The 22898-nt window shown below is 61.2% G+C and carries 27 protein-coding genes; 12 read left to right on the top strand and 15 right to left on the bottom strand.

What is annotated here, in order from left to right:
- Positions 1-33: 33 nt before the first annotated feature.
- Positions 34-888 (top strand): sulfurtransferase, encoded by an 855-nt coding sequence (locus tag AU074_RS00135; protein WP_076013006.1) that lies wholly within the window; start codon positions 34-36, stop codon positions 886-888.
- Between the two features lie 120 nt (positions 889-1008).
- Here the strand turns inward: AU074_RS00135 and AU074_RS00130 are convergent, their stop codons facing one another.
- The 4 genes from AU074_RS00130 to AU074_RS00115 form a co-directional block, all read right to left on the bottom strand.
- A complete protein-coding gene (locus AU074_RS00130; protein WP_076013005.1) occupies positions 1009-2004 on the bottom strand; it encodes a hydrolase in 996 nt (331 codons plus the stop codon).
- Positions 2005-2195: 191 nt separating this feature from the next.
- On the bottom strand, positions 2196-2807 hold the full coding sequence (gene rsmD / locus AU074_RS00125) for a 16S rRNA (guanine(966)-N(2))-methyltransferase RsmD (RefSeq protein WP_076013004.1): 612 nt from the start codon (positions 2805-2807) through the stop codon (positions 2196-2198).
- Positions 2807-4297, bottom strand: coding sequence for a pitrilysin family protein (locus AU074_RS00120; protein ID WP_076013003.1), 1491 nt, complete (start codon positions 4295-4297; stop codon positions 2807-2809). Before AU074_RS00120 ends, rsmD begins: the two co-directional genes overlap by 1 nt.
- Positions 4290-5645 carry a pitrilysin family protein gene (locus tag AU074_RS00115; RefSeq protein ID WP_076013002.1) on the bottom strand — a complete coding sequence of 452 codons (1356 nt, stop codon included), beginning with the start codon at positions 5643-5645 and terminating at the stop codon, positions 4290-4292. Before AU074_RS00115 ends, AU074_RS00120 begins: the two co-directional genes overlap by 8 nt.
- A 232-nt stretch (positions 5646-5877) precedes the next feature.
- On the opposite strand from AU074_RS00115, the gene ftsY reads away from it, so the two are divergent.
- The 4 genes from ftsY (at position 5878) to rpoH (ending at position 9961) form a co-directional block, all read left to right on the top strand.
- Positions 5878-7290: a signal recognition particle-docking protein FtsY gene (gene ftsY, locus AU074_RS00110; protein ID WP_076013001.1), complete on the top strand. Its 1413-nt coding sequence runs from the start codon at positions 5878-5880 to the stop codon at positions 7288-7290.
- Positions 7287-7958: a cell division ATP-binding protein FtsE gene (ftsE, locus tag AU074_RS00105; RefSeq protein ID WP_017476533.1), complete on the top strand. Its 672-nt coding sequence runs from the start codon at positions 7287-7289 to the stop codon at positions 7956-7958. Before ftsY ends, ftsE begins: the two co-directional genes overlap by 4 nt.
- The gene (ftsX, locus tag AU074_RS00100) at positions 7955-8977 is read left to right on the top strand and encodes a permease-like cell division protein FtsX (RefSeq protein WP_076013000.1); all 1023 of its coding nucleotides are present in this window, start codon (positions 7955-7957) and stop codon (positions 8975-8977) included. Before ftsE ends, ftsX begins: the two co-directional genes overlap by 4 nt.
- 129 nt (positions 8978-9106) lie before the next feature.
- Positions 9107-9961, top strand: coding sequence for an RNA polymerase sigma factor RpoH (gene rpoH, locus AU074_RS00095; protein WP_003176698.1), 855 nt, complete (start codon positions 9107-9109; stop codon positions 9959-9961).
- Positions 9962-10096: 135 nt separating this feature from the next.
- Here rpoH and mtgA read toward each other — a convergent pair whose 3' ends face one another.
- Positions 10097-10819, bottom strand: a complete 723-nt coding sequence (mtgA, locus tag AU074_RS00090; RefSeq protein ID WP_076012999.1) for a monofunctional biosynthetic peptidoglycan transglycosylase — start codon at positions 10817-10819, stop codon at positions 10097-10099.
- 74 nt (positions 10820-10893) lie between these two features.
- On the opposite strand from mtgA, the gene AU074_RS00085 reads away from it, so the two are divergent.
- The 4 genes from AU074_RS00085 to trmB all read left to right on the top strand — a co-directional run bounded on the left by AU074_RS00085 (position 10894) and on the right by trmB (position 13158).
- Complete coding sequence (locus AU074_RS00085; protein ID WP_076012998.1) at positions 10894-11271, top strand: DUF423 domain-containing protein; 378 nt, start codon at positions 10894-10896, stop codon at positions 11269-11271.
- Between the two features lie 91 nt (positions 11272-11362).
- Complete coding sequence (gene thiS / locus AU074_RS00080) at positions 11363-11563, top strand: sulfur carrier protein ThiS (protein ID WP_173860300.1); 201 nt, start codon at positions 11363-11365, stop codon at positions 11561-11563.
- Positions 11564-11628: 65 nt separating this feature from the next.
- Complete coding sequence (locus tag AU074_RS00075) at positions 11629-12423, top strand: thiazole synthase (RefSeq protein ID WP_003234615.1); 795 nt, start codon at positions 11629-11631, stop codon at positions 12421-12423.
- 9 nt (positions 12424-12432) lie between these two features.
- Positions 12433-13158 carry a tRNA (guanosine(46)-N7)-methyltransferase TrmB gene (gene trmB, locus AU074_RS00070; RefSeq protein WP_063026504.1) on the top strand — a complete coding sequence of 242 codons (726 nt, stop codon included), beginning with the start codon at positions 12433-12435 and terminating at the stop codon, positions 13156-13158.
- 151 nt (positions 13159-13309) lie between these two features.
- Here the strand turns inward: trmB and AU074_RS00065 are convergent, their stop codons facing one another.
- The 9 genes from AU074_RS00065 to AU074_RS00025 all read right to left on the bottom strand — a co-directional run bounded on the left by AU074_RS00065 (position 13310) and on the right by AU074_RS00025 (position 20070).
- The gene (locus AU074_RS00065) at positions 13310-13633 is read right to left on the bottom strand and encodes a DUF3392 domain-containing protein (protein WP_003213776.1); all 324 of its coding nucleotides are present in this window, start codon (positions 13631-13633) and stop codon (positions 13310-13312) included.
- Between the two features lie 19 nt (positions 13634-13652).
- The gene (gene hemW / locus AU074_RS00060; RefSeq protein WP_076012996.1) at positions 13653-14855 is read right to left on the bottom strand and encodes a radical SAM family heme chaperone HemW; all 1203 of its coding nucleotides are present in this window, start codon (positions 14853-14855) and stop codon (positions 13653-13655) included.
- Positions 14852-15448 carry an RdgB/HAM1 family non-canonical purine NTP pyrophosphatase gene (rdgB, locus tag AU074_RS00055; RefSeq protein WP_008434161.1) on the bottom strand — a complete coding sequence of 199 codons (597 nt, stop codon included), beginning with the start codon at positions 15446-15448 and terminating at the stop codon, positions 14852-14854. Before rdgB ends, hemW begins: the two co-directional genes overlap by 4 nt.
- Positions 15445-15879 (bottom strand): DUF4426 domain-containing protein, encoded by a 435-nt coding sequence (locus tag AU074_RS00050; RefSeq protein WP_076012995.1) that lies wholly within the window; start codon positions 15877-15879, stop codon positions 15445-15447. Before AU074_RS00050 ends, rdgB begins: the two co-directional genes overlap by 4 nt.
- Positions 15880-15900: 21 nt before the next feature.
- Positions 15901-16521: a methionine biosynthesis protein MetW gene (gene metW, locus AU074_RS00045; RefSeq protein WP_076012994.1), complete on the bottom strand. Its 621-nt coding sequence runs from the start codon at positions 16519-16521 to the stop codon at positions 15901-15903.
- Positions 16522-16546: 25 nt separating this feature from the next.
- The gene (locus AU074_RS00040) at positions 16547-17689 is read right to left on the bottom strand and encodes a homoserine O-acetyltransferase (RefSeq protein ID WP_076012993.1); all 1143 of its coding nucleotides are present in this window, start codon (positions 17687-17689) and stop codon (positions 16547-16549) included.
- A gap of 230 nt (positions 17690-17919) precedes the next feature.
- The gene (locus tag AU074_RS00035; RefSeq protein ID WP_017476523.1) at positions 17920-18507 is read right to left on the bottom strand and encodes a YggT family protein; all 588 of its coding nucleotides are present in this window, start codon (positions 18505-18507) and stop codon (positions 17920-17922) included.
- A gap of 24 nt (positions 18508-18531) precedes the next feature.
- Positions 18532-19350: a pyrroline-5-carboxylate reductase gene (proC, locus tag AU074_RS00030; RefSeq protein WP_076012992.1), complete on the bottom strand. Its 819-nt coding sequence runs from the start codon at positions 19348-19350 to the stop codon at positions 18532-18534.
- A 33-nt stretch (positions 19351-19383) separates the two neighbouring features.
- On the bottom strand, positions 19384-20070 hold the full coding sequence (locus AU074_RS00025; RefSeq protein WP_076012991.1) for a YggS family pyridoxal phosphate-dependent enzyme: 687 nt from the start codon (positions 20068-20070) through the stop codon (positions 19384-19386).
- Between the two features lie 57 nt (positions 20071-20127).
- On the opposite strand from AU074_RS00025, the gene AU074_RS00020 reads away from it, so the two are divergent.
- On the top strand, positions 20128-21162 hold the full coding sequence (locus tag AU074_RS00020) for a type IV pilus twitching motility protein PilT (protein WP_076012990.1): 1035 nt from the start codon (positions 20128-20130) through the stop codon (positions 21160-21162).
- Between the two features lie 141 nt (positions 21163-21303).
- Here the strand turns inward: AU074_RS00020 and AU074_RS00015 are convergent, their stop codons facing one another.
- Positions 21304-21939: a C40 family peptidase gene (locus tag AU074_RS00015; protein WP_076012989.1), complete on the bottom strand. Its 636-nt coding sequence runs from the start codon at positions 21937-21939 to the stop codon at positions 21304-21306.
- A gap of 249 nt (positions 21940-22188) precedes the next feature.
- On the opposite strand from AU074_RS00015, the gene AU074_RS00010 reads away from it, so the two are divergent.
- Together AU074_RS00010 and AU074_RS00005 are read left to right on the top strand one after the other, a co-directional pair.
- Positions 22189-22617 (top strand): TM2 domain-containing protein, encoded by a 429-nt coding sequence (locus AU074_RS00010; protein WP_076012988.1) that lies wholly within the window; start codon positions 22189-22191, stop codon positions 22615-22617.
- Positions 22618-22718: 101 nt separating this feature from the next.
- The coding region (locus tag AU074_RS00005; RefSeq protein ID WP_256576769.1) for a transposase at positions 22719-22898 on the top strand (180 nt) is incomplete at its 3' end.

The following is a 22898-nucleotide window of genomic DNA, read 5'->3' as shown; positions in this document are numbered from 1 at the left end:
TCCCGAACGCTAACCTAGCCACAGGAGTCAGTCATGCCGCTTGCCCAACTGATCAGCCCCCAGCAACTGGCCGAGCGCCAGCAGTCCGGCGGGCTGGTGATCCTCGATTGCCGCTTTGCCCTGGAAGACCCGGATTACGGCCTGTGCAGCTACGCCGAAGGGCATATCGAAGGGGCGCAGTATGCCGATCTGGAACGCCACCTCAGCGGGCCGATCATCAAGGGCGTGACCGGTCGCCATCCGCTGCCTGCGGCGGATGCGTTTATCCGGCAACTGCGGGCATGGGGCGTTAGCGCCGACAGCGGTATCGTTTTGTATGACGACGGCCCCGGTGCCTATGCCGCCCGCGCCTGGTGGCTGCTGGCCTGGCTGGGCAAGCGCGACGGAGTGTTTATCCTCGATGGCGGCCTGAAAGCCTGGCACGCGGCGGGCTTCCCCCTGAGCCTGGATGCGCCGGTGATTGAGCCCGGGACCTTCAGCGGCTCGCCGGACAACCACCTGCAACTGGATGCCGAACACCTGCAAAAACGCCTCGGCCAACCCGGCCTGACCCTGATCGACGCCCGCGCCCAGCCGCGCTTTCGCGGTGAAGTGGAGCCGATCGATCCGGTTGCCGGGCATATTCCCGGTGCGCAATGTGCGGCGTTCAATGAAAACCTGGGCAGCGACGGCCGTTTTCTGCCGGCGGACCAGCTCAAGCAACGTTTTGCCGCCAAGCTGCAAGATCGCTCGCCGGATGACCTGGTGGCTTACTGCGGTTCGGGTGTGACGGCTTGCCACAACCTGTTTGCGTTGTGTCTGGCGGGTTACCCGTTGGGCAAGTTGTACGCGGGGTCGTGGAGCGAGTGGATCACTGATCCAAAGCGGGAAGTTGCGACAGGCGACTGAGGTCTATCTGACACGGTCTGATCCAAAGTGTGGGAGCGGGCTTGCTCGCGAAGGCGGTGTATCAGGCACAGATGTTTTGGCTGACACTCCGCCTTCGCGAGCAAGCCCGCTCCCACATTTTTATCCGCGTTGTGTCAGCAGCCACTTCGGGATGCGTCGTTCCAGGTAGTAAGTTGGCTGTTTCAGCGAGCCATCCACAAAACCCACATGCCCGCCCTTGGCCAGCAACTCGAACTCGGTGCAGTCCGACAACTCGCTGGGCTCGGGCAGGCTGTGGGCGAACACGAAGGGATCGTCGGCGGCCTGGATGATCAGGGTCGGCGTGCGAATCGACCCGAGGTAATAGCGGCTTGAGGCCCGGCGGTAATAGTCCTCGGCGCTGAGAAACCCGTGCAGCGGCGCGGTGACGCGGCCGTCAAAGTCCCAGAACGTGCGCATCTTCTCCAGTGAGCCCAGGTCGGCCAGGGTTTTCAGGCCTGCCTCGTGGCCATCCTTTAGAAAACGGCTTTGTTTGACACGGATATAGGCCAGCATTTCGCGCATGAAATGCTTTTGGTAAACCCGTGAAAACCCCAGCCCGATGCGATCTGCGCACTGATCCAGGCGAAACGGCACCGACACGGCTGCCGCGCCTTGCAGCCCGGAGGCTTCGCCGGTTTCCCCCAGATGCTTGAGCAGCACATTCCCGCCCAACGAATAACCCACCGCATACAGCGGCGCCAACGGGCGCATGGCCCGCAAGTGAGCGATGGTTTCGGCCAGGTCTTCACTGGCGCCGGAATGGTAGCTGCGGGCGAGCAGGTTGGGTTCGCCGGAACAGCCACGCCAGTTGAGCGCCACGCTGGCCCAGCCTTGAGCCGCCAGGGCTTTTTGCAGGCCGGCTACGTAAGGCGAGTTGGACGAGCCAGTCAGGCCATGCAGGACCAGCACCAACGGGGTGGTTGCGTCATGGGGCCCGTGCCAGTCGAGGTCGAGAAAGTCCCCGTCTGCGAGCCACAGCCGTTCGCGCTGGCGTTCGATATGGGTGGTTTTGCGCCACAGCGGTCCCCACAACGTTTGCAGGTGCGGGTTGCCGAGGCCGAAGGCGGGGGTGAAGCGGTCGGACGTTTTTGACACGATGATTCTCGCGGCAGGTGGCAGAGCGGATAAGCAACCTGTGGCGAGGGAGCTTGCTGTGGCAAGGGAGCAAGCTCCCGCTGGGCTGCGAAGCGGCCCCAAAAACTGATCACTCAATTTCTCAGGAAACACGGTCGCCTGCTTTGGGGCTGCTGCGCAGCCCAGCGGGAGCAAGCTCCCTCGCCACAGGGTTAGTGTTGTGTCGTGCGCTGCCACAACGCGTAATACACCCGCCCGGATTTCTGCTCGCGGTGCAGGCGCCAGGTGCCTGGCAGGCCGAGTGTGGACGGTGCGGTTTCGCTTTCAGTGTAGATCCAGGCATCCGGTGCCAACCACTGACGCTCTTCCAGCAACGCGCAAACGGTCGGCAGCAGGTTCTGGTTGAACGGCGGATCCAGAAACACCACGTCAAACTCACGGGCTTCCTGGGTTTCCAGGTAGCGCAGCGCATCAGCCGTCTGCACTTGCCCCGTGGTGCAACGCAGGGTGCCCAGGTGTTCCTTGAGGCTGGCAACCGCCACGTTGCTGGCATCCAGCGCCTGGCCCAAGGCAGCGCCACGGGACAGGCTTTCAAGGAACAACGCGCCGCTGCCCGCGAACGGGTCCAGCACCTTGGCCCCGGCGATATACGGCGCGAGCCAGTTGAACAGGGTTTCACGCACGCGGTCGGGCGTCGGGCGCAGGCCCACGACGTCAGGGAAGCTCAGCTTACGGCTGCCCCATTCTCCACCGATGATGCGCAGTTGGCCCACACCGTTGTGAACGTTGTGGACAGGTTTTTTGGGACGTGATGGACGGGCCATTAATGCTCCGGAACCCCGAGCGGCTGCTCGGCGGGTTTATCTGTGGGGGGCGGTAGTGGCTTTTGCGCAATCGTTGGGCCGGCGGTCACGATGACCAGCTTGTCGGCACTCAAATGTTTGTTCAAAGCAGCTTTGACCTGGTCAACGGTCAGCGCCTGGGATTGTTTCATGAAATCTTCCAGGTAGCTCAGCGGCAAGTTGTAGAAACCCATGGCGCCCAGCTGCCCGACGATATCGGCGTTGCTCGCGGTGGACAGCGGGAAGCTGCCGGCCAGTTCGCGCTTGGCGTCGTCGAGTTCTTTCTGTGTCGGGCCGGTCTTGAGGTAGTCGGCGAGTACGTCCTGCACCAATCGCAGCGTGCCGGCGCTCATTTCGGCGCGGGTTTGCAGGTTGATCATGAACGGGCCGCGCACCTGCATCGGTGAGAAGCCGGAGTATACGCCGTAGGTCAGGCCACGTTTCTCGCGGACTTCGCTCATCAAGCGGGTGCCGAAGCCACCGCCGCCGAGGATCTGGTTGCCCAGGGACAGCGCGGCGTAGTCCGGGTCGGCACGGTCGATGCCCAGTTGCGCCAGCAGCAGGGTTGTCTGCTTGGACGGGAACTCGATATGCGTGGTGCCCGCCTTCGGTTCGACCGGTTGGGCGATCTTCGCCAGCGCCGGGCCTTTGGGCAGTGAAGCGGAGACCTTGGCGGTCATGGCTTCGGCTTCGGCGCGGGTCAGATCGCCGACTACAGAAATCACCGCGTTGCCAGCGGCGTAGGCTTTGGCGTGGAAGTCCTTCAACTGCGCGAGGGTCACCTTCGGCACGCTCTCGGCGTTGCCTTCGCTCGGGTGGGCGTAGGGGTGGTCGCCATAGAGTTGCTTGAACAGCTCGATGCTCGCCAGTTTGCCGGGGTTCTGCTTCTGGTATTCAAAGCCGGCCAGCAGCTGGTTTTTGATCCGCGCCAGGGAGTCGGCGGGGAAGGTCGGCTTGCCGATCACGTCGTCAAACAGCGAAAGGGCGGCATCACGCTTGTCGCTGGCGCTCAGGCTGCGCAGGGAAACCAGCGCCATGTCGCGGTAGGCGCCATTGCTGAAATCGGCACCCAAGCCGTCGAAACCGGCGGCAATCTGGCTGACGTCCTTGCCCGGCACGCCTTCGTTGAGCATCGCGTTGGTCAACAGCGCCAGGCCCGGTGTGTCGCCGTCCTGGCTGCTGCCGGCGGCGAACAGGATGCGCATGTCGAACATCGGCAGTTCATGGGCTTCGACGAACAGCACCTTGGCGCCTTCGGCGGTGGTCCAGGTTTGCACGTCGAGCTTGCGGTTGGTCGGCGCCTTGTCGTCCAGCTCGGCCAGGGATTGCAGCTTGTTGGCGGACTTGGCCTGCTCCAGCGCCTGGCTGGCGACGGATTCGCTCGGGCGCAGGAAATACACCGCGCACGCGGCCGCCAAAGTGACCACGATCAAACCGGGCAGCACCAGACGGTTGTTTTTACGTTCACTCATGAGCGGTCTCCTCAGGCAAAACATGGGCGACGCTGAGACGTTTGCGGGTGAAATAGGTGCGTGCAGCTTTCTGGATGTCTTCGGCGGTTACGCTTTGCAGTTCGGCAAGCTCAGTGTCCATGAGCTTCCAGGACAGGCCCACCGTCTCCAGGGAGCCGATGGCGGTGGCCTGGCTGGTGATCGAATCGCGCTGGTAAACCACACCGGCGATGACCTGGGCGCGGATGCGCTCCAGTTCCTCTGCGCTCGGTGGCTTGGCCTTCAGCTCATCCAGCAGGCGCCACAGGCCGGCTTCAGCCTGGGCCACGGTCTTTTTCTTCTGCAGATTCGGGGTAGCGGTCAGGGTGAACAGGCTGTCGCCGCGGGTGTAGGCGTCGTAACTCGACGAACCGCCGGACACCAGTTCTTCGCCGCGCTCCAGTTGCGTCGAGATGCGCGCGCTGTAGCCGCCGTCCAGCAGGGCCGAGATCAGGCGCAAGGCGTTGACCGAACGCTTGTCTTCAGCGGTGGCGAGGCTGGGCACGTTGAAACCAAGGATCACGCTCGGCAGTTTGGTCTGTACGTGCATTGTCAGCAGGCGTTCGCCGGGCTCGGCCAGTTCCAGCGGGATTTTCGCCGGTGGCACGTCGCGCTTGGGGATCGGGCCGAAGTAGCGTTGGGCCAGGGTCTTGACTTCATCCGGGGTCACGTCGCCCACCACCACCAGGGTGGCGTTGTTCGGCACGTACCAGGATTGGTACCAGTGGCGCAGCTCTTCAACCTTCATGCGGTCCAGGTCGGCCATCCAGCCGATGGTCGGCGTGTGGTAGCCGCTGGCGGGGTAGGCCATGGCCTTGAAGCGCTCGTAGGCCTTGGACATCGGGTTGTCGTCGGTGCGCATTCGGCGCTCTTCCTTGATCACCTCGATTTCGCGGCTGAACTCGTCGGCCGGCAGGCGCAGGCTGGCCATGCGGTCGGCTTCCAGCTCGAAGGCAACGCCCAGGCGGTCACGGGCCAGCACTTGGTAGTAAGCGGTGTAGTCGTCACTGGTGAAGGCGTTTTCTTCGGCGCCCAGGTCACGCAGGATCAGCGAGGCTTCGCCGGGGCCAACCTTGGCGCTGCCCTTGAACATCATGTGTTCCAGGGCGTGGGACAAACCGGTCTGGCCCGGGGTTTCATAGCTGGAGCCAACCTTGTACCAGACCTGGGAAACCACCACCGGCGCGCGATGGTCTTCGCGCACGATGACCTTGAGGCCGTTGTCCAGGGTGAATTCGTGGGTGGGTTGTGGGTCGGCAGCCAAAGCTGAAAGGGGCAGACAAACTGTGCTGAGCAGCAGGCCTGCGGCGCGGCGGGCTAGAGCATTCATTCGTTTTTAAACCTGTTGAGCTGCCCGCTTGGTCTTAGCGTCGGCGGGCGAGGAGGTGCTAGGATACTGATCCGACCTAGGGACGGCCACTACGGCTGTCTTGTTGAGGCCCTATTTAGGCCTTACAAAATGTTGCGCATGAACGAGCTGGCTAAAAAACAGTCTGTTACGCATCGAATTTTATTTACCGACGCGCCCCTTGGCGCGTCGCTACCTTGAGATAGCCGTCTCCATGTTTGGTTCCAACGACGACAAGAAGACCCCAGCTGCGGCTGGCGAGAAAAAAGGCCTGTTCGGATGGCTGCGCAAAAAGCCGCAGGAAACCGTCGTCGAACAGCCGCAGGTTCAAGCAGAACCGATCCCTGAATCCCCAGTAGAAGCCGAACCGGTTGCCGAAATCCCGGCCCCGGTGGTGTTGCCGATGGCTGAGCCGGTGTTGCAGCCGGTAGCCGAGGTAGAGCCTGAGCCCGAGCCTGAACCCGAGCACACGCCATGGCCGGAGTTGCCGGTGGCTGAAGAGCCGGTGGCGCTGGTCGAGGACGTGCAGGCCGAGCATGTTGCACCGCCGATTCCTGTGGTTGTCGAGCCGCCGCAGGTCATAGTCGAGGCGCCAGCGGCGCCGGTGGTGGTCGAGCCAGTACCGGCTCCTGTGGTGGTTGCCGCTCCTGCTGTCATCGAAGTCGAAGCACCTGCCGCTCCCACCGAAACCAGCAAGACCGGCTTCTTTGCCCGCCTCAAGCAAGGCCTGAGCAAGACCAGCGCCAGTATCGGCGAAGGCATGGCCAGCCTGTTCCTCGGCAAAAAGACCATCGATGACGAGCTGCTGGAAGACATCGAAACCCGCCTGCTGACTGCCGACGTGGGCGTTGAAGCCACCGCCGTGATCATCCAGAGCCTGACCCAGAAGGTCGCGCGCAAGCAGTTGACCGACGCCGATGCACTTTACAAGTCGCTGCAGGCCGAGCTGGCGGCCATGCTCAAGCCGGTGGAAGCACCGCTGGTGATCAATACGCAGAACAAGCCGTTTGTGATCCTGGTGGTCGGCGTCAACGGCGCCGGCAAGACCACCACCATCGGCAAGCTGGCCAAGAAGCTGCAACTGGAAGGCAAGAAAGTCATGCTGGCCGCCGGTGACACCTTCCGTGCTGCTGCCGTGGAGCAACTGCAGGTCTGGGGCGAGCGCAACAAGATCCCGGTCATCGCCCAGCACACCGGCGCCGATTCGGCTTCAGTGATCTTCGATGCGGTGCAGGCTGCCAAGGCCCGCAACATTGACGTGCTGATCGCCGATACCGCCGGTCGCCTGCATACCAAAGACAACCTGATGGAAGAGTTGAAGAAAGTTCGCCGCGTGATCGGCAAGCTCGACGCCGACGCGCCCCACGAGGTGTTGCTGGTGCTGGACGCCGGTACTGGTCAGAACGCTATCAGCCAGGCCAAACAATTCCACCAGACGGTCCAACTGACCGGCCTGGCATTGACTAAGCTCGACGGCACGGCCAAAGGCGGCGTGATCTTCGCCCTGGCCAAGCAGTTCGGGTTGCCGATTCGTTATATCGGCGTCGGTGAAGGCATCGACGACCTGCGCACTTTTGAAGCCGAACCCTTTGTACAGGCACTGTTTGCCGAGCGGGAGCGTTCATGATTCGTTTCGAACAGGTCGGTAAACGCTACGCCAACGGGCATGTCGGCTTGCATGAGCTGAGTTTCCGGGTGCGTCGCGGCGAATTCTTGTTTGTGACCGGCCATTCGGGTGCCGGTAAAAGTACCTTGCTGCGCCTGCTGCTGGCCATGGAGCGCCCAACCACCGGCAAACTGCTGCTGGCGGGCCAGGACCTGGCCACCATCAGCAACGCACAGATTCCATTCCTGCGCCGGCAGATCGGCGTGGTGTTCCAGAATCACCAGTTGCTGTTCGACCGCACGGTGTTCAACAACATCGCCTTGCCATTGCAGATTCTCGGGCTGTCCAAGGCCGAAATCATCAAGCGCGTGGATTCGGCACTGGAGCGCGTCGCGCTCTCCGACAAGACCGACCTGTATCCGGGCGACCTGTCCACCGGCCAGCAACAGCGCGTCGGCATCGCCCGCGCCATCGTCCATCGCCCGGCCTTGCTGCTGGCGGACGAACCTACCGGTAACCTCGACCCGCGCCTGGCTGCAGAAATCATGGGCGTGTTCGAAGACATCAACCGCCTGGGCACCAGCGTGCTGATCGCCAGTCACGACCTGGCGTTGATCGCCCGCATGCGTCACCGCATGTTGACCCTGCAGCGCGGCCGCCTGATTGGCGACGGGGAGGCTGGGGTATGAGTGCTACACGCAGCCCTAAGGTTTCCGAGCGCGTCGCGCCAAAAGCGGCCGACCCGCAGCCTCAGAAGAAAAAACGCGACGAAGACGATGGCCCGGACTTCGGCACCCTGGTGCATGCCTGGATCGAAAGTCACCGTGCCAGCCTGGTAGACAGCCTGCGCCGCCTGGGCAAACAGCCGATCGGCAGCTTCTTTACCTGCCTGGTGATGGCCGTGGCCTTGAGCCTGCCGATGGGGTTGTCGCTGCTGCTCAATAATGTCGAGCGCCTTGGCGGCTCGTGGCAGCGGGCGGCGCAGATTTCCCTGTACCTGAACCTGGACGCCAGCGCCAAAGACGGCGAGTCCCTGCGCGACGAGATCAAAGAGCTTCCAGGTGTGGCCGAGGCTGAATACATCAGCCGCGACCAAGCCCTGGAAGAGTTCCAGCAACAGTCCGGCCTGGGTGAGGCGCTCAAGGAGTTGCCGCAGAACCCGCTGCCAGGCGTGGTGCTGGTAACGCCGAACGAAGTGGACAAGACGACCCTGGAAGCCCTGCGACAAAAACTCGCAGAGATGCCGAAGGTTCAGCAGGCACAACTTGATCTAGTCTGGGTAGAGCGGTTGGCGGCAATTCTCAAGCTGGGCGACCGGTTTGTGTTCGGCCTGACGGTGTTGCTGGTTTCTGCATTACTTTTGGTGATAGGCAATACCATTCGTCTTCATATTGAAAACCGCCGCACCGAGATAGAAGTGATTAAACTTGTCGGCGGCACGGACAGCTATGTGCGTCGGCCTTTTCTTTACATGGGCGCGCTTTATGGCTTTGGTGCCGGGATTTTGTCCTGGGGTGTACTGGCTTTTGGCCTTGATTGGCTGAACGACGCGGTGGTGGGGCTTGCCGGCCTGTACGGCAGTGATTTTGCCTTGGCCGGCGTGCCGGCAGCCGACGGTCTGTCATTGTTGCTTGGGGCAGTGCTCTTGGGGTATATCGGTGCGTGGATTGCGGTCGCACGGCATTTACGTGAGCTGGCACCGAAGTAGTTAATGTCAGGGTAATGTGGTTTCGTTTGTATTGACCGTATCAGTGGTTTAGGGAACTTGTCCTACGGTTCCCGGTCAATTTTCGCAGTGCTGAACTGCACGAGTTATGTGAGTCGGAGGTTTTTTCGTATGACCACTTCTTTGCAACCTGCTTATGCTCTGGTCCCGGGTGCGAACCTGGAGGCCTATGTGCACACGGTCAACAGCATTCCATTGCTGACGCCCGAGCAGGAGCGTGAACTGGCCGAGAGTCTCTACTATGAGCAGGATTTGGGGGCGGCTCGGCAGATGGTGCTCGCCCACCTGCGTTTTGTCGTACATATCGCCCGTAGTTATTCCGGCTACGGCTTGGCCCAGGCTGACCTGATTCAGGAAGGCAACGTTGGCCTGATGAAAGCTGTAAAGCGCTTCAACCCGGAAATGGGTGTGCGCCTGGTGTCGTTTGCTGTGCACTGGATCAAGGCGGAAATTCACGAATTCATCCTGCGCAACTGGCGCATCGTGAAAGTCGCGACCACCAAGGCCCAGCGCAAACTGTTCTTCAACCTGCGCAGCCAGAAGAAACGCCTGGCGTGGCTGAACAACGAAGAAGTGCATCGCGTGGCCGAAAGCCTCGGCGTTGAGCCACGTGAAGTGCGCGAGATGGAAAGTCGCCTGACCGGCCATGACATGGCCTTCGACCCGGCCGCCGAAGCGGACGACGACAGCGCCTTCCAATCGCCGGCCAACTACCTGGAAGACCACCGGTACGACCCGGCGCGTCAACTGGAAGATGCTGACTGGAGCGACAACTCCAATCACAACCTGCATGAAGCACTGGAAGTGCTGGACGACCGCAGCCGTGACATCCTCTACCAGCGCTGGCTGGCAGAAGAAAAAGCCACGCTGCACGACCTGGCGCAGAAGTACAACGTGTCGGCTGAGCGGATTCGTCAGCTCGAGAAGAGTGCGATGAACAAGCTGAAACTGTCGATCGCCGCCTGACACAGGCAGCCAGGACAGCGCGATCGAAATGTGGGAGCGGGCTTGCTCGCGAAGGCGGTGGATCAGTCACCTAAGATATTGACTGGCACACCGCCTTCGCGAGCAAGCCCGCTCCCACTTTTGTTTTATGGGGTGTCAGTCAGCCCAAGGTGCCTTGCGCGAGTTGTTAAGCTCATTCAAATAGCTGTCGCCACCCAACTGGCTCATCTGCTGCCGAATCCAGGCAGCCCGTCGCGCCACATATGACGTTGGATGACTGGCACTCCACACCCGCGGGTTAGGCAGCACCGCAGCCAGATAGCTGGCCTGCTGGCGGGTCAGCGCCTTGGCACTCACCCCAAAATGATGCCGCGCCGCCGCTTCTGCGCCGAACACGCCTTCATCCCACTCCACGCTGTTGAGGTACACCTCAAGAATCCGCTGCTTGGGCCATAAAATCTCGATCAGCCCGGTAAACCAGGCTTCCAGGCCCTTGCGGAAATAGCTGCGGCCGGTCCACAAAAACAGGTTCTTCGACACCTGCTGGCTCAACGTACTGGCGCCACGAATCGAACCGCCGCGCTCGTTATGCAGCAATGCCGCCTGGATCGCGCCAAAATCAAAGCCCCAATGCTGCGGGAAGCGCTGGTCTTCACCCGCCATCACCGCCACTTTAAGCTCGTCGGAGATCTGATCCCACGGCACCCACGTGCGCTGTACGTCAATCGGCTCGCCGTCGACCCAGGACTCGACCTTGCGCTCAACCATCAACGCGGTGCCCGGAGGCGGCACGAAACGGAACAGCAGCACCAGCAGCACACTGCCGATGGCAAACCACTTGAGGGCTTTGAGAACACGCTTGAAGAGAAGATGCAGCATAGAGATGGCTTGGCCGAACCCGTTGAGCGGGCCATTATACAGACCCTGTCCACTGAGTCTGACTGGAGTTCCTCATGTTGCGTGGCTTTCTGATGCTGGCTGCCTTTTTCGGTTTCACCGGCGTTGCCTTGGGCGCGTTTGCCGCCCACGGCCTGAAAAACCGCCTGAGCGCCGAATACCTGGCGATTTTCCACACCGGCGTGACCTACCAACTGGTGCACACCCTGGCGCTGTTCGGCGTGGCATTGCTGGCGGTGCACATTCCCGGTCGACTGGTGACGTGGGCGGGCGTGTCCTTTGCCGTGGGCATTCTGCTGTTCTCCGGCAGCCTGTATGTGCTGACCATGACCGGCATCAGCAAGCTCGGCATCATCACCCCGTTCGGTGGCCTTGCGTTCCTGCTGGGCTGGTTTTTCCTGGGACTCGCGGCCTGGCGCCTTCAAGCCGCTTGAAGCCTGTCATAGGTTGCTGACCGGAGGGCTTGGGTCATCAGCGCCGATCACGCTAGAATGCTGGCCCCTAAAAACGATGGCGGCCCGTGGCATGCGCATTCAGTTGAACGGCGAACCCTTTGAACTGCCCGACGGTGAAACCGTTTCGGCCCTGCTGACCCGTCTGGATTTGACCGGGCGTCGCGTCGCAGTGGAGCTCAACCAGGATATCGTCCCGCGTAGCCAGCACGCCGAGACCGCGCTCACCGAAGGTGACCAGGTCGAAGTGGTCCACGCCATCGGCGGCGGCTAGCCGCCCGGCGCTCAAGAGCGCCAAACCGCATTCTGCAGAACCTCACCCCAACTCGAGGATTTCCCATGAGCATCGTTCGTAGCGACAAGCCTTTTGTCCTGGCCGGTCGTACCTACCAGTCCCGTTTGCTGGTCGGTACCGGCAAGTACCGCGACATGGAAGAAACCCGCCTGGCCATCGAAGCCTCGGGTGCCGAGATCGTTACTTTCGCCGTGCGCCGCACCAACCTCGGCCAGATCGAGGGCGAGCCGAACCTGCTCGAAGTGCTGTCGCCGGATCGCTACACCTTCTTGCCGAACACCGCCGGTTGCTACGACGCCATCGAAGCCGTGCGCACCTGCCGCCTGGCCCGTGAGTTGCTCGACGGCCACAACCTGGTGAAGCTGGAAGTGCTGGCCGACCAGAAAACCCTGTTCCCCAACGTGATCGAAACCCTCAAGGCCGCCGAAACCCTTGTCAAGGAAGGCTTCGACGTGATGGTCTACACCAGCGATGACCCGATCATCGCCCGCCAACTGGCCGAAATCGGCTGCATCGCCGTGATGCCGCTGGCTGGTCTGATCGGTTCCGGCCTGGGCATCTGCAATCCGTACAACCTGCAGATCATCCTTGAAGAAGCCAAGATCCCGGTGCTGGTGGATGCGGGCGTGGGTACTGCCTCCGACGCCACCATCGCCATGGAACTGGGTTGCGATGCGGTGCTGATGAACTCGGCCATCGCCCATGCGCAGCAACCGATCATGATGGCTGAAGCCATGCAACACGCGATCGTCGCCGGCCGCCTGGCGTACCTCGCCGGGCGCATGCCGAAAAAACTTTACGCCAGCGCCTCCTCGCCGCTGGATGGTCTGATCAAGTAAGAGCCATTGATGACTGAATCAAACGAAACGCCGAACACCCTGGAAGAAGGCGACGAGTCCAAGCACCGCCGCATCAAGAGTTTTGTGATGCGCGCCGGTCGCATGACCGAAGGCCAGCAAAAAGGCCTGGAGCAGGGCACGCCGCTGTTCGTCCTGCCGCTGGTAGACGCACCGGTGGATTACGACCAGGTGTTCGGCCGCTCGGCGCCACGTTCCCTGGAAATCGGCTTCGGCATGGGCCATTCCCTGCTGGAAATGGCTGCGGCTTCGCCGGAGCAGGATTTTATCGGGGTTGAAGTACACCGTCCGGGTGTTGGCGCGCTGCTGAACGGCGTGCTGACTCAGGGCCTGACCAACCTGCGGGTCTACGACTGCGACGCGATCGAAGTGCTCAACCGCTGCATCGCCGACAACAGTCTTGACCGCCTGATGCTGTTCTTCCCGGACCCATGGCACAAGAGCCGTCACCACAAGCGCCGTATCGTCCAGGCTTCCTTCGCGGAACTGGTGCGCAGCAAGCTGAAAGTGGGCGGCATCCTGCACATGGCCACCGACTGGGAACCGTATGCCGAATACATGCTGGAAGTGATGAACGTCGCCCCTGGCTACCGCAACCTGGCGGAAGACGGCAAATGCGTCCCGCGCCCGGCCGAACGGCCGATCACCAAGTTTGAACGTCGCGGCGAGCGACTCGGGCATGGGGTTTGGGATTTGAAGTTCGAGAAGCTGGCGTAACTCGCCACAACCTTGAAATGCAACTCACTGTAGGAGCGAGCTTGCTCGCGAAAAAACAACAGGCGACGCGTGCTACCTGATAGCGCTGCGTTATCGTTGACGTTCTTCGCGAGCAAGCTCGCTCCTACAGTGGCTTGTGTCGTTCCTTGGGTCAGCGGCGATCCGCCACCACCCCAATCAACACCAGCACCACCAACAACACCGGTGCCAGGCTGTAGTTGTTGAACTGGCTTAAGCCCCGAACAATCCACGGTGTGGCGTAGATCAGTGCCGCGCCGCTGCCGATCATGCACACCAGTGCCATCAGCGGCACGCGCAGCGCGCCCGCGATGCTGCCCAGTCGTGCTTCGACCCAGCCCTTGATGTCGGCGCCAAACAGCACCAGCAGGCAGCCTACCAACGCCAGGGAGATTTCCGACAGGTTGCTACGGCTCCAGCGGGATACGGTGGCGAGCAGGTCGAGTACCAGATCCATTCGATTTCCTTAAGAGCAATCAGCTCAAAAACTTCTGCAGCAGGTCATTGAGAAAGAGTTGCCCGCGGTCGGTGGCCGCCAGGCGTGACGGTTCGACCTGCATTAAGCCACTTTGTTCTGCATCCGTGCGGGCTTCATCGAGGCTCGCCAGCTCAAGGCCGGTGCGCTCGGCGTAAAGCCTGGCTTCGACGCCGTCGGTGAGGCGCAGGGCGTTCATCAGGAACTCGAACGGTAACTCTTCGTTGGTCAGTTCTTTCGCGCCGGCCTGGTAGTTTTTCGCCGGGTTGAGGTAGTCCTTCGGCGCCCGGGTTTTCCAGGTGCGCACGATGCGCCCGTCCGGATGGCTGAGCTTGCCGTGGGCACCGGCACCGATGCCGATAAAGTCGCCAAAGCTCCAGTAGTTCAGGTTATGCCGCGCCGGCCGGCCCGGTTGGGCGTAGGCCGATACTTCGTACTGGGCGTAACCGTGTTCGGCGAGCAACGCCTGGCCGGCTTCCTGAATGTCCCACAGGGTGTCGTCTTCCGGCAGCACGGGCGGCTGGTTCCAGAATACGGTGTTGGGTTCCAGGGTCAGTTGATACCAGGACAGATGCGTGGGCTTGAGGGCAATGGCCTGGCGCAGGTCGCTCAGGGCGTCGTCCAGGGACTGATCGGGCAAGCCGTGCATCAAGTCCAGGTTGAAGTTGTCGAACCCGGCCTGGCGCGCCATGCCGGCGGCACGTACCGCTTCGTCACCGTTGTGGATGCGGCCCAGGGCTTCGAGTTTTTCCTGCTGGAAACTCTGGATACCAATCGACAGCCGATTGATCCCCAGCTTGCGGTACGCCACGAACTTCTCTTGCTCGAAGGTGCCGGGGTTGGCTTCCAGGGTGATCTCGATGTCGCTGGCAAACGGGATGCGCGCTTCTACGCCCTTGAGCAACCGGCCCAGCGCAGCGGCGCTGAACAGGCTCGGGGTGCCGCCGCCGAAAAAGATCGAACTCAGCTCGCGGCCATACACCGCATGCAGGTCCTGATCGAGGTCGGCCAGCAATGCGTCGACGTACTCTTCTTCCGGCAGCACCTTGCTGGCGGTGTGGGAGTTGAAGTCGCAGTAAGGGCATTTGCGCACGCACCACGGGATGTGGATGTACAGCGCCAGGGGCGGCAGGTGAGGCAAGGCCGCCCGAGGTGTTTGCGCGCCACCGAGGATCAGCGGCTGCGCAGAGGTGTTCTGAGTCATTTCAGGCCCAGACGCTGGCGCAGCAAATCCATTGCGCGGGCGCGGTGGCTGATCTGGTTCTTGTCGGCTGGGCTCAGTTCGGCGCTGGAGACATTGCGTTCCGGTACCCAGAACAGCGGGTCGTAGCCAAAGCCGTGCTCGCCGCTGGCCGCGTGCAGGATGCGCCCGTGCCAAAGGCCTTCACAGAGGATCGGCAATGGATCATCGGCGTGACGCACCAGGGCCAGTACGCAGACGAACTGTGCGCCGCGCATCGCGTCGGGCACGTCCTTGAGGGCGTCGAGCAGCTTGGCGTTGTTGGCCGCGTCGCCTTTGCCGTCGGCATAACGCGCCGAGTAGATGCCCGGGGCACCACCGAGGAAATCCACGGCCAAGCCCGAATCATCGGCCAGTGCCGGCAGGCCGGAAATGCGCGCGGCATTGCGGGCCTTGAGGATGGCATTCTCGACGAACGACAGGCCGGTCTCTTCCGGCTCTACCTGGCTGAACTCGCCAATCGAGCGCAATTGCACCGAGTCGCCGAGCATGGCCTGGAGTTCTTTGAGCTTGCCGGCGTTATGGCTGGCGAGTACGAGTTGTGTGAGGTTCATCATTCGGCCGGAAACAGTTCCTGGTTGAAACTGAAACCGTGGGCTTTGCCACCGGTTTCAACGTTGATGGTGAAAATCTTGGTTTCCTGCTGCGGCACCGGGTACTGGGCGACGTAAAGCGTAGAACCTTTCTGGGTGATTTTCTTGAACGTCAGCATCTCGCTCTTGCCGCCCAGGTCTTTGATCGTGCCGGTGACGGTGGCGTCTATCGATTCGACGCCCTTGTTCACGAATACATTGATCATGCCCAGCTCTTTGCTGCGTACGATCCCGGCTTCCTGGGCCATTTCCGGTGTCAGGAAACTGGTGGTCAGGGTGTTGTAGTGCACCGTGATATCGCCGAATTCTTTCTGGCGATTACCGTCGATAACATCCGCCGCCATAGCGCTGACGCTCAGGCACGCGGTGAGTAAAAAAGTAGCCAAACGACTCATGTTCGTCCTCCTTGAAAATGGTTAGACGGCAATCTGGTGGTCCGTCAGGCCCGGGCTGCTGACCCGGTAGATCCCGATCTCACCCAGCAGGTTGGGCCATAGCTTACTCGCCCAGCCGTGACGGTGCTGTTGATCGACGGCAAGACGGTTGATGACTTTGGCTTCGCGCTCGCTGCACAGGGCTTCGAAGTCTTCGAAGGTGCAGAAGTGGATGTTGGGCGTGTTGTACCAGGTGTAGGGCAGGAAATCCGACACCGGCATGCGGCCCTTGGTGGCCAGGTACCAGCGGCAGCGCCAGTGGCCGAAATTGGGGAAGGTGATGATGCACTGGCGGCCGACGCGCAACATTTCGTCGAGGATCCGGTCCGGGTAGTGCACGGCTTGCAGCGCCTGGGTCATGACCACGATGTCGAAGCTGTTGCTGGCAAAGTTGCCGAGGCCCTTGTCCAGGTCCTGCTCGATCACGTTGATGCCCTTGGCCACGCACTGGGCGATGTTGTCCGGGTCGTTTTCCAGGCCGTAGCCGGTGACTTGCTTGTTGTCGCGCAGCCAGCTCAGCAGTTCGCCATCGCCGCAACCGAGGTCGAGCACGCGGCTGCCGGCGGGGATCCAGTCTTGGATGATTTCCAGGTCGGCTCTCATGGCGTTCTCCCAAAGCGTAAGCAATTCATATAAGCGCAATTCGGTTCATGTAGTTGCTAAAGGCCTGCAAGTAACGCGGGATCGGGATCAGGAAGGCATCGTGGCCTTGCGGTGCGTCGATCTCCAGGTAGCAGACGTCTTTCTTCGCGGCCATGAGCGCATCCACCAATTCCCGCGAGCGGGCCGGGGAGAAGCGCCAGTCGGTGGTGAACGACATCACGCAGAACTTGGCGGTGGCCGCCTCGAAGGTCCGCGCCAGGTCATCGTCGAAGTTCGCCGCCGGGTCGAAGTAGTCCAGGGCCTTGGTCATCAGCAGGTAGGTGTTGGCGTCGAAACGCCCGGAGAACTCCTCACCCTGATAACGCAGATAGCTCTCGACCTGGAACTCGACGCTGTGGAAGTCGTAGTTGAGCTTCTCGCTCTTGAGACCACGGCCGAATTTCTCGCCCATGGAGTCATCCGACAGGTAAGTGATGTGCCCGACCATGCGCGCGAGCATCAGCCCGCGCTTGGGGATCACGCCGGCTTCCTGGAACGAACCGCCGTGGAACTCCGGGTCGGTGAGGATCGCCTGGCGCGCCACTTCGTTGAAGGCGATGTTCTGCGCCGACAGCTTGGGGGCCGAAGCGATGGCCAGGCAGTGGCGCACGCGGTCCGGGTAGGTGATGGTCCATTGCAGGGCCTGCATGCCGCCCAGGCTGCCGCCGATTACCGCGGCCCATTGGGCGATGCCCAGTACGTCGGCCAGGCGCGCCTGGCTGTGCACCCAGTCTTCCACGGTCAATACCGGGAAATCGGCGCCAAACGGCTTGCCGGTTTCCGGGTTGAGGCTGCTGGGGCCAGTGGAACCGTTGCAGCCGCCGAGGTTGTTCAGGCTGACTACGAAGAACGTGTTGGTGTCGATCGGTTTGCCGGGGCCGATGCAGCTGTCCCACCAGCCGGGCTTGCGCTCGTCCATGCTGTGGTAACCCGCAGCGTGGTGATGGCCGGACAGGGCGTGGCAGATCAGCACGGCATTGCTGCCCGTGGCGTTCAGTTGGCCGTAGGTTTCATAGATCAGGTCGTAGGCGGGCAGCGAACGGCCGCAGGCCAGGGCCAGAGGTTCGCTGAAGTGCGCCACTTGGGGCACGACCAGTCCAACAGAATCGGGGGGGAAGGCAGCTGGCATCGACCCTGCTCTCGTTTAAATGAGGCGTAAGTCTAAAGACCGCTGCACCCAGCGGCAAGCAAAGGCCTGCTGCTGGTGTTTTTAAGGCTTTTTGTGGCGAGGGAGCTTGCTCCCGCTGGAGCGCGAAGCGGTCCCAGTCCGGCTGCCGCGATTTTGCAGATGCAACGCGGTCGGCYTTTTTGGGGCTGCTGCGCAGCCCAGCGGGAGCAAGCTCCCTCGCCACATTGTTGTCAGATCAGACCGAACAGTTCTTTGGGCATGAATGCGTAGAAAGCCAGGCGCGGAATCACCCAGCTTTGCAGCAGTTGAATCGCGATAAACGCGAAGATCGGCGAGATATCCAGGCCACCCAGGTTCGGTATCAGGCGGCGGAACGGCGCCAGCACCGGTTCAGTGATCTGCCCCACCAGCTCTGCGCCAGGGCTGCGGCTGCCGGGAGCGACCCACGAGAGGATCACGCTGATGATCATCGACCAGAAAATGATCTTCAAAAACAGCGAGAAAATCCCGATCAAGGCCCACGGCAGCAACAGCAGCGTGGTGGCCTGGTAGCCGTTGAGCAGCAGGATGACCGCGAACAGCAGGATCTGCAGCAGCAGCGCCAACACCAGCGAGGACATGTCCAGGCCGAACATGCTCGGGATCACCCGGCGCAGTGGCTTGAGCAGCGGCTGCGTGGCCTTCACCACGAACTGGCACAGCGGGTTGTAGAAGTTCGCCCGCACCAGTTGCAGGATAAAACGCATCAGCACGATCAGCAGGTACAGGCTGCCCAGGGTCTGGATGATGAAAATGGCAGCGTCATTGATTCCGAGCATGTTTAATTCCTATGTGGGGGACGACTATTTGCCCAGCTGCTCGGCCATTTCAGCCGAACGATGTGCTGCGGCACCCAGTGCTTTTTCCACCAGGGCTTCAAAGCCCCCGGCCTGGAACGATTCGATTGCCGCTTGGGTAGTTCCGCCCGGCGAGGTCACGCGACGGCGCAGTTCGGCGGCGTCGACATCACTGGTCACGGCCATCTGCGCGGCGCCCAGTGCGGTTTGCTCGGCCAATTGCTCGGCGACTTCCTGTGGCAGGCCGAGTTTCACGCCAGCGGCGGTCATGGCCTCGATCAGCAGGAAGAAATACGCCGGGCCGCTGCCGGACACGGCGGTGACGGCGTCCAGTTGCTGCTCGTGTTCCAGCCACACGGCAATACCCACGGCGGACAGCAGCTCTTGTGCCTGATCACGCTGTTGGGCAGTGACTTCGGACGTGGCGTACAAGCCGCTCACGCCCTTGCGCAGCAGCGCCGGGGTGTTGGGCATGCAACGTACAATTGGCTGGGCGCCGAGCCAGTGGGTCATGCTGGCGCAAGTGATGCCGGCGGCGATGGACACCACCAGTTGATGGGGTTTGAGGCTTGGGCGCAGGCTTTCGCACACGGCTTTCATGGCTTGTGGCTTGACCGCCAGCACCACCACGTCAACGCCTTCAATCGCTTCTGCGTTGTCGGCGAAGGTGTCGATGCCGTGCTCGGCGCTGACGCGGGAGCGAGTATCGGCGCCCGGGTCGCTGGCGCGAATCTGCTGTGCTTCCAGGCCCTTGGCCCGCAGGCCGCCGATCAGGCTGGCCGCCATGTTACCGGCGCCGATAAAGGCAATACGCGTGTTGCTCATGACAGGTCCTTACTCAGATGGAAGTCAGCCATTTCACGGCTGGCCGTAGTCGCGGGCACCAAACAGCGCGGTACCGATCCGCACCCAGGTGGCCCCTTGGGCAATGGCCGACTCAAGGTCGTGGCTCATGCCCATGGAAAGTGTGTCGAGACCCAGGTTCAGGCTCGCTTGCAGGTCGCGTACTGTCGCGAAGGCTGCGTCCTGTTCTGCGCGGTCGTCGGTTGGCTCGGGGATCGCCATCAACCCGCGCAGCTTAAGGCGCGGCAGGGCGCTGATGGCTTCGGCCAGGGCGGGCAGGTCGGCGGGTGTACAGCCGGACTTGCTGGCTTCGCCACTGACGTTGACCTGAATGCAGATATTCAGCGGCGGCAGGTCAGCCGGGCGTTGCTCGGACAGGCGTTGTGCGATTTTCAGGCGGTCCACGGAATGCACCCAAGCGAAGTTCTCGGCGATCGCACGAGTCTTGTTCGATTGAATGGGGCCGATGAAGTGCCAACTCAAGGGCAGGTCGGTTAATTCGGCCTGTTTGCCCAGGGCTTCCTGCAGATAGTTCTCGCCAAACTCACGCATCCCGGCGGCATAGGCCTCGCGTATGGCTTGTGCGGGTTTGGTCTTGCTCACGGCCAGCAGGTGCACGCTGTCCGCGTCGCGCTGCGAGGCTTGGGCCGCGGCTCGGATCCGCTCGGAAACCAGGCTGATGTTGTCTGCTATGGTCGACATTCAAGTTGCGCCCGTGGATATGGAGTCCGCGGCATTCTACTGGAAATGGAAAGCCCTATGGATATCACTGAACTGCTGGCTGCCGGCGTGCGCCTGGGGGCCTCGGACCTGCATTTGTCGGCCGGGTTGGCGCCGATGCTGCGAGTTGATGGCGAGGTCTGGCCCCTCGATTGGCCGGTGCTGCTCCCTACGCAAGTGGCGGAGTTACTCAGCCCTTTGCTGAACAATCATCAGCAAAAGGATTTCGAAACATCTCTTGAAACGGATTTTGCCTTCGAGTTGCCCGAGGTGGCGCGGTTTCGGGTAAATGTGTTCCAGCAGCATCGGGGCATGGGCGCGGTGTTTCGCACCATCCCCTCGGCGGTGCAGAGCCTTGAAAGCCTGGGGTTGGGCGAGGTATTCCGGCGCATCGCAGACCTCCCCCGAGGGTTGGTACTGGTCACCGGGCCGACCGGTTCCGGCAAGTCCACGACCCTGGCGGCGATGATCGATTACCTCAACACCCATCGCCGCCAGCACATCCTCACCCTTGAAGACCCGATCGAGTTCATCCATCAACCGAAAAACGCCCTGATCAACCAGCGGCAGGTGCATCGCGACACCCACAGTTTCTCGGCCGCCCTGCGTTCGGCATTGCGGGAGGACCCGGATGTGATCCTGGTGGGCGAGTTGCGGGACCTGGAAACCATTCGGCTCGCACTGACGGCGGCGGAAACCGGGCATCTGGTGTTCGGCACATTGCACACCACGTCGGCGGCTAAAACCGTGGATCGAGTGGTGGATGTGTTTCCTGCGGGGGAAAAGGCCATGGTCCGCTCGATGCTCTCGGAGTCATTGCAGGCGGTGGTGTCCCAGGTGCTGGTGAAGAAAGTCGGAGGCGGGAGGGTGGCGGCTCACGAAATCATGCTCGGCACGCCGGCAATTCGTAACTTGATCCGCGAGGACAAGGTGGCGCAGATGTATTCGGCGATCCAGACGGGTGGGGCGTTGGGGATGACGACGCTGGACATGAGTTTGAAGGCGTTGGTCAGCCAGGGGCTGATCAGCCGGGAGCATGCGCGGGAGAAGGCGAGGGTGCCAGGGGATATTTAAGATCGCGTGGGCGATGAAAAACTAATGTGGGAGCGGGCTTGCTCGCGAATGCGGTGTATCAGTCAAGCATGTATCGACTGACACTCCGCATTCGCGAGCAAGCCCGCTCCCACACAAGCCCGCTCCCACATCAGCCTGATATCAGCGCTGCACAATCCGCAGATTGTTCTGCTCTTTAGGCAGGACACGCTTGGCAATCACGTAGTTCTTGTCCCAGAACGGCTTCTTCAGGGTATCGATGCTCACGGACTTGCCACGACGCGGTGCGTGGATAAAGCGGTCGTTGCCCAGGTAAATGGCAACGTGGTTCACCTGGCGGCTCTTCAGTTTGAAGAATAGCAGGTCGCCCGGTTTCAAATCCTTGCGCTCAACCTTTTGCCCGTGGCCGGCGGCCATGGCGTTGGAAGTGCGCGGCAAATCCACGGCTTTTACGTCGTTAAACGCATATTTCACCAAACCGCTGCAGTCGAACCCTTTACTTGGGCTGCTGCCGCCCCAACGATAAGGAGTACCGAGCACGTTGACGGCGCGGCTGAGGACGTTGCTGCTTTGCTTGGTGTTGACGGCCATCAACCCTGGAACTGCCTTACCGTTGGCCTTGCTCAGTTGAGTCGGGCGCTTCACGGTCAGCTTTACCGATTTGGCGGAGCTGGTGGTGGCGTGAACTTTAGGGGTGAAACCGTTAACGTTTGGAAGTCGTTGCTCACGATTGGTGGCGTGGGCGGCCAGTGGCATTAATAGGCAAATGGTTAGCCATGTCTTGAAAAATGGTCGCATTAGGCGTGGCTCTTTTAGGTTTGCGCGCAACTTTATAACAGCTTTTTGTGTCGTTCTAAGGCCGTTTGTCGACTGAACCCTGGGGTCAAATTCAGGAAAAACGCGACGAATTGTCGCTATTGTCCGACTCAGGTCAGGTGGCATAAGGCTTTGCGGGAAGGAAGATACCATTTGCCGTGCGTCGGGCGCCCGTAAAAAAGTCACAAAGAAAATGAAAAAATTTATCTATCGAGGCGAAAGAGGTACTCCATGAACACCTATCGACAGGATGTTTCGCAACAAGACACCCACAGCAAGGTGATCGGTTACCTGCTCTGGATTTTCGGTTTTACCGGTGCTCACCGCTTTTATTACGGCAAGCCGGTGACCGGGACGATCTGGTTTTTCACCTTTGGTTTGTTCGGGATTGGCTGGCTGATCGACTTGTTCCTGATCCCGGCGATGGACCGGGAAGCGGACCTGCGATTTACGGCCGGGCCGATTGAATACAACGTGGCCTGGATTCTGTTGGCGTTCCTGGGTGTTTTCGGGTTGCACCGCATGTATCAGGGCAAATGGATCAGCGGGATCGTTTACTTGCTGACCGGTGGGTTATTCCTGATCGGCGTGCTGTATGACTTCTGGACGCTGAATACGCAGGTTTCGATCCGTAATGCCGAGCGCAGCGGCGGTCGATAAGATTTGTGGAGATCCAAATGTGGGAGCGGGCTTGAACTGGCCTAATGAATTTGGACACATCAATAGGGCGCTATGATGGCGCCCAAACCTGAGGTGTGCAGATGATGCGAAAGTCCTATTCCAGCGAGTTCAAACTCAACGCCGTCAGTATGGTGCTTGATCAAAACCTGCCTGTTCCCGAAATTTGCGCCAGTTTGGATATCGGCCCTACGGCTTTGCGTCGCTGGGTCGAGCAGGTGCGCAAAGAGCGCGCCGGATCAACGATGGCTGGTACAAAGGCG

It is taken from the genome of Pseudomonas sp. ATCC PTA-122608, from assembly GCF_001952855.1.
In the GTDB taxonomy this organism is placed as follows: Bacteria; Pseudomonadota; Gammaproteobacteria; order Pseudomonadales; family Pseudomonadaceae; genus Aquipseudomonas.
This window is presented reverse-complemented; position numbering and strand designations above follow the sequence as displayed.

Coding starts and splice junctions, on each gene's coding strand:
- AU074_RS00085 (WP_076012998.1), top strand. CDS start 10,894: ATGTTGCGTGGCTTTCTGATGCTGGCTGCCTTTTTCGGTTTCACCGGC.
- ftsY (WP_076013001.1), top strand. CDS start 5,878: ATGTTTGGTTCCAACGACGACAAGAAGACCCCAGCTGCGGCTGGCGAG.
- hemW (WP_076012996.1), bottom strand. CDS start 14,855: ATGACTCAGAACACCTCTGCGCAGCCGCTGATCCTCGGTGGCGCGCAA.
- AU074_RS00015 (WP_076012989.1), bottom strand. CDS start 21,939: ATGCGACCATTTTTCAAGACATGGCTAACCATTTGCCTATTAATGCCA.
- AU074_RS00050 (WP_076012995.1), bottom strand. CDS start 15,879: ATGAGTCGTTTGGCTACTTTTTTACTCACCGCGTGCCTGAGCGTCAGC.
- thiS (WP_173860300.1), top strand. CDS start 11,363: ATGCGCATTCAGTTGAACGGCGAACCCTTTGAACTGCCCGACGGTGAA.
- AU074_RS00035 (WP_017476523.1), bottom strand. CDS start 18,507: ATGCTCGGAATCAATGACGCTGCCATTTTCATCATCCAGACCCTGGGC.
- rsmD (WP_076013004.1), bottom strand. CDS start 2,807: ATGGCCCGTCCATCACGTCCCAAAAAACCTGTCCACAACGTTCACAAC.
- AU074_RS00075 (WP_003234615.1), top strand. CDS start 11,629: ATGAGCATCGTTCGTAGCGACAAGCCTTTTGTCCTGGCCGGTCGTACC.
- trmB (WP_063026504.1), top strand. CDS start 12,433: ATGACTGAATCAAACGAAACGCCGAACACCCTGGAAGAAGGCGACGAG.
- mtgA (WP_076012999.1), bottom strand. CDS start 10,819: ATGCTGCATCTTCTCTTCAAGCGTGTTCTCAAAGCCCTCAAGTGGTTT.
- ftsE (WP_017476533.1), top strand. CDS start 7,287: ATGATTCGTTTCGAACAGGTCGGTAAACGCTACGCCAACGGGCATGTC.
- AU074_RS00040 (WP_076012993.1), bottom strand. CDS start 17,689: ATGCCAGCTGCCTTCCCCCCCGATTCTGTTGGACTGGTCGTGCCCCAA.
- AU074_RS00120 (WP_076013003.1), bottom strand. CDS start 4,297: ATGAGTGAACGTAAAAACAACCGTCTGGTGCTGCCCGGTTTGATCGTG.
- AU074_RS00010 (WP_076012988.1), top strand. CDS start 22,189: ATGAACACCTATCGACAGGATGTTTCGCAACAAGACACCCACAGCAAG.
- AU074_RS00135 (WP_076013006.1), top strand. CDS start 34: ATGCCGCTTGCCCAACTGATCAGCCCCCAGCAACTGGCCGAGCGCCAG.
- rpoH (WP_003176698.1), top strand. CDS start 9,107: ATGACCACTTCTTTGCAACCTGCTTATGCTCTGGTCCCGGGTGCGAAC.
- metW (WP_076012994.1), bottom strand. CDS start 16,521: ATGAGAGCCGACCTGGAAATCATCCAAGACTGGATCCCCGCCGGCAGC.
- AU074_RS00115 (WP_076013002.1), bottom strand. CDS start 5,645: ATGAATGCTCTAGCCCGCCGCGCCGCAGGCCTGCTGCTCAGCACAGTT.
- ftsX (WP_076013000.1), top strand. CDS start 7,955: ATGAGTGCTACACGCAGCCCTAAGGTTTCCGAGCGCGTCGCGCCAAAA.
- AU074_RS00020 (WP_076012990.1), top strand. CDS start 20,128: ATGGATATCACTGAACTGCTGGCTGCCGGCGTGCGCCTGGGGGCCTCG.
- proC (WP_076012992.1), bottom strand. CDS start 19,350: ATGAGCAACACGCGTATTGCCTTTATCGGCGCCGGTAACATGGCGGCC.
- AU074_RS00065 (WP_003213776.1), bottom strand. CDS start 13,633: ATGGATCTGGTACTCGACCTGCTCGCCACCGTATCCCGCTGGAGCCGT.
- rdgB (WP_008434161.1), bottom strand. CDS start 15,448: ATGATGAACCTCACACAACTCGTACTCGCCAGCCATAACGCCGGCAAG.
- AU074_RS00025 (WP_076012991.1), bottom strand. CDS start 20,070: ATGTCGACCATAGCAGACAACATCAGCCTGGTTTCCGAGCGGATCCGA.